Raw genomic sequence first — 3,922 nt, forward strand, 5'->3', positions numbered from 1 at the left:
CGCACTGCCCAACTGGTCCGTCAGCCCGACCGACAACCCCGCTGCCCGCATCCAACCGATATTGGCGCCAAAATCGCCCCGGCTCCGCATTGCAACCAGAACCGGACGTGTTGTCGGAAATTCGATACTGAACATGCGGGTAGGGTATGCCGGCAGCAGATCCAGCGTTCCGCATGCCATCTCAGAAGGTTCCCGCCGCCCGGGCGAGCCTCCGGGCGACGGGGCCGAAACGAGACGGAGGGCTGGCGCTCGTCTCGGGTTCGGTTGCGGGTCGACCTGAGTTGAGACCATGGCCATGCCGTACCCTTTCCTTTCGGAGGCTCAAAATACTTACACTCCTTAAATTTACTGCTTTTCACCACCGAAAGCAGTGGCGCAGAGGAGGGCGATGTCGACCATTTCGGGGTAGGCGGAGACAGCGGCTTTCCGGGAAAATGCGGAGCGGCCGGGCGTGCGAGGAAATGTCGTTCAATAACCTCAGAGGGCCCGCGTGTTAGGTCCTGACGCATGAGCCGCAGACCCCGCTCGTGACGCATGAGCTGCAGACCCCGCTCGGTGCATGCCGCTCACGCCGCGTTGTCTGAGCCAGGACACCATCAATACCAGTGCCGCTTTCATCTGGTCGATCACGGAACGGCTGTGCGCGGATTTCAAGCAGTCCGAATACGGCGAGATCGTGCTGTCCTTCACGATCCTGAGCCGTTTTCGATTGCCTGCTTGAGCCCGCGAAGGAGGCGGTGCTGGCACGGCGGAATCCCTGCCCGAGGAAACCGACGAGGCGGCCCGGATGATGATCCTTGGCGCGGCGGCCAATGTCGGCGGGCAGATCTCTAACGAAAGCCGGTTCACCTTCGAAACCCTGCGCCAGCAGGATGCCGGCGAATTGCGGACCAACCTCGTCGATTAGCTCGCGGGCTTCAGCCCGAATGTCCGGGACATCTTCCTCGAGAAGTTCGAGATGACCAAGGTCCTGAAGAAGCTCGACAACGCGGGGTCGCTCTGGATGGTCTTCGAGCGGTTCTGCCAGATCGACCTGCATCCCGAACGGGTCTTCAACCTGGAGATGGGCTACCTGTTCGAGGAACTGGTCCGGCACTTTTCGGGAATCTCGAACGAGCCCGCGGGGGAGCATTTCACGCTGCGCGAGGTGGTCCGGCTCATGGTCGACCTGTTGCTGGCCAATGACGAGGAGATGTCGTCGACGAAGAAGGGTAGCACTTGGTATTTCGGGATGAAGGCGCATGTCGGTGTCGATGCCGAGAGGGGGGTGACCCACAGCCTCGAGACCTCGACGGCTAGGGTCCATGAGATATAGCTGAAAGTTGGTGATGGAGGGTCCATGACAGCCAGGTCTGGGACGAGGTGCTGCATGGTGAGGAAAGCTCGGTCTGGGCCGACAAGGGCTATGTCAACGCCGAAAGGGAGGCCGCGTTCGTCGCCGCCGGTGGCGTGATGCGCAAGGCGCCGAAGAGGGGCAAGCTCCACCCCGAGGACGAGAGGATTAACCGGATCCTCGCCACGGTCCGGGCCAAGGTCGAGCACCCGTTCCGGGTAATCAAGCGCCAGTTCGGCTGCGTAAAGACCCGGTATCGGGGGCTGGCCAAGAACCGCGTCCAGCTCTTCACCCTGTTCGCGCTCGGCAACCTTTTCCTGGTTCGACGGAGGCTGATGGCATGAGGACGAGTCCGCGCGAAATCCGCCGAACGGCCCACACGGCGGCCCCGAGGGCGCTGATTTGGCCGCCGACCGTCATCTCGTGGCCCCCGAAACGTTCAAACTACCAGATCGGCGTAGCCAAAAGCGTTGATCAGACAATCCGAAACAACTAACCACAAAGTTTTTTTGCGGCGAGAATGCCCCCTTTGGAGCCTCTGATGCTCTTTCGACGGTGCATGCCTGATTGTTTACGCTGTCGTCGTGGGTGCAAATAAACTAGCGTCAAGCATTTAAGCTTCGCTGCCGGAGTGGTCAGGCGAGTAGTCCCTCGCCGGCAAGGATCAGAGCCATGACAACGCAGTTGATCAAAATCGAAAGCAACGTGATAGGCTGGGACGCCGAAGGTTATGACATGATCCAAGCGCCGTTCAGCAGATTGCCGATGTCGGTCGCGCATTACTACGAGGCGCCGAACTGCTCGATGTTCCTGGAACAGGACAACCTCTTCCCGCCGCGGTTTGAGTTGGACCTGGTCGGTGTGAAGGTCGGTTACGAGCCGATCGTCGCCTGGAATTGCCCGTCCGATGGCCGTTCCACGGCGGCCGATGAACACGCCGAGGCGGAACGCGAAGACGAACAAGCCCGGATCGACGAGATCACCATGGCGCTGATGTCCGGTTGGGTTCCCCCCGGCGGGCGGCGCATGGTCCACGGCTACAAGAAGTTCTGGGCCGGCGTATACGATGTGCATAAAAAAGTGTACTATATCGATACGACGGAATACCCGGACGACAAGGCGGCCGGTCTGGCAGCGACGAAAATCGCTGACTCGCTGGTGCGGCAAGTGGCCCGCAAGAGCATCGAACAAGGTGTTCCCATCGGGGCTGGTGGTCAGATGCAAACCAGGCAGGCCAATTTCGGGGCCGCCGCCTCTGCCATGCAGGCGCCGCAGATGGCCCAAGCCAACGTGGTGATGCACGAAAAGGCTTGAGCCGCCAGAACGAGGCAAGGGCAGTCCGCGTCAGGGGCACGGACTGCCGCCCAAATGACCGAAAGGCCGCATTCGCCGCCGCCCCGGGTGGCGGCGTTTTGCATTAGGGAGCTGCACCATGTTTGTCTATGACGCGAATGGCACGACCATAACCCCGCGATATGCACCGACCGGCTGACATTGGCGCCACGGTTCTGCGTTCGGGCAGGTCGAGGGCGTCCTGAGGGCCCGGCGCCTGGCTGGGCGGGAGGGAGATCGCCTCTGGCTTGTGTGCTGGTGGCGATTCGACTCCCGGGCGGGTATTCTTTGCAATCGTCGTCCATGCTGGCTCCTTCGCCGGAGGATACGGCGGGCGTTCAGATCGGGCTGGAGACGGTCCGGTTCAGGGGCGAACCAGTGCAGGGCGGCGAGCCTTGGCCAGAGGACTGCCCAGAACGGTGCGGCGGCGGCAGACAATGCGAGCGTGATACGGCGGCCGGACAGGATCAGCCGGGCGCCGGCGCGCAGCACACGTTCGCGCAGGCGGCGGAGGCTTCAGCCGGTGCCGGTGGCAGCCGCCATGGCGCGGCGGGCGATGTGCATCAGCTCATAGGCGAGTAGCGAGATCAGGAGCCGAACCTCATCGCACGCGAAGGCATCGACGCCGGGCGTCGCGGTTTGCGTGCCCCGCCCCCGCGAGTGAGATTTCGGCCGGTTCGTCGAGGACAGGGCCGGAGTCAGCACGTCTTTCAGCTCGCCATATGGCCCTCGGCGGTGCCCCTTGCGCGGTAATGCTCGAGGATGTCCTCCCGGCTCATCTCTGCCAGCGTCAGCGAGGTGACGAGGAAGAAGCGGTCGAGCAGCAGGTCGTCCTCGCGTTCCTTCACGACCAGGATCACGAGGCGGGCACGGTCCCAGGTCTCGGCCTGGTAGCGCAGTTCGCGCAGCCACATCCGCGGCGGAGCCGGGCGCCCCTCGACAGGGCGTTTCATGTGAGGCGCGGCCTCGCGGTCCAGCGCCGGGTTGGCGCGCAGCCGGGAGACATAATTGATCCCGCGCGCCTCCAGCCCCGCCAGCAGGGTGGCGGAGTGGAAGCCCGCATCGATGCGCAGCATGGCGACCTCGCAGAGGCTGGCCTGCGCTCGGTCGACCACGTCGAGGATCACGTCGAGAGCACCCTCTGCGGTGCCGACATTGCCCGCTGGACCTGTCACGGTTTGGTGCCGCCCCTTTGATCACGTAATGTGCAGCAAAGGAGATGAACCATGGGCACAGTCAGGACGGATGAATTTCGCA

The 3,922-nt window shown here is 63.0% G+C and carries 4 protein-coding genes and 1 pseudogene; 3 read left to right on the top strand and 2 right to left on the bottom strand.

Annotation, left to right across the window (positions count from 1 at the left end; genetic code table 11):
- The first annotated feature begins 559 nt into the window (after positions 1-559).
- The 3 genes and pseudogenes from EV656_RS16675 (at position 560) to EV656_RS16350 (ending at position 2,647) form a co-directional block, all read left to right on the top strand.
- Positions 560-721 (top strand): hypothetical protein, encoded by a 162-nt coding sequence (locus EV656_RS16675; RefSeq protein ID WP_165919034.1) that lies wholly within the window; start codon positions 560-562, stop codon positions 719-721.
- Positions 722-1,183: 462 nt separating this feature from the next.
- Positions 1,184-1,677, top strand: a pseudogene (locus EV656_RS16985) (transposase); the annotation flags it as partial.
- A 328-nt stretch (positions 1,678-2,005) separates the two neighbouring features.
- A complete protein-coding gene (locus EV656_RS16350) occupies positions 2,006-2,647 on the top strand; it encodes a hypothetical protein (RefSeq protein WP_132605845.1) in 642 nt (213 codons plus the stop codon).
- Between the two features lie 534 nt (positions 2,648-3,181).
- Here the strand turns inward: EV656_RS16350 and EV656_RS16685 are convergent.
- Both EV656_RS16685 and EV656_RS16355 read right to left on the bottom strand, forming a co-directional pair.
- Positions 3,182-3,370 (bottom strand): hypothetical protein, encoded by a 189-nt coding sequence (locus EV656_RS16685; RefSeq protein ID WP_165919036.1) that lies wholly within the window; start codon positions 3,368-3,370, stop codon positions 3,182-3,184.
- Positions 3,371-3,375: 5 nt separating this feature from the next.
- On the bottom strand, positions 3,376-3,840 hold the full coding sequence (locus tag EV656_RS16355; RefSeq protein ID WP_132605846.1) for a transposase: 465 nt from the start codon (positions 3,838-3,840) through the stop codon (positions 3,376-3,378).
- Positions 3,841-3,922: the final 82 nt, after the last annotated feature.

This window comes from Rhodovulum adriaticum, assembly GCF_004345735.1.
Classification (GTDB): domain Bacteria; phylum Pseudomonadota; class Alphaproteobacteria; order Rhodobacterales; family Rhodobacteraceae; genus Rhodovulum; species Rhodovulum adriaticum.

What these genes read in the sequence shown, in the direction of transcription:
- EV656_RS16675 (WP_165919034.1), top strand. Translation starts at nt 560, where the DNA reads ATGCCGCTCACGCCGCGTTGTCTGAGCCAGGACACCATCAATACCAGT.
- EV656_RS16350 (WP_132605845.1), top strand. Translation starts at nt 2,006, where the DNA reads ATGACAACGCAGTTGATCAAAATCGAAAGCAACGTGATAGGCTGGGAC.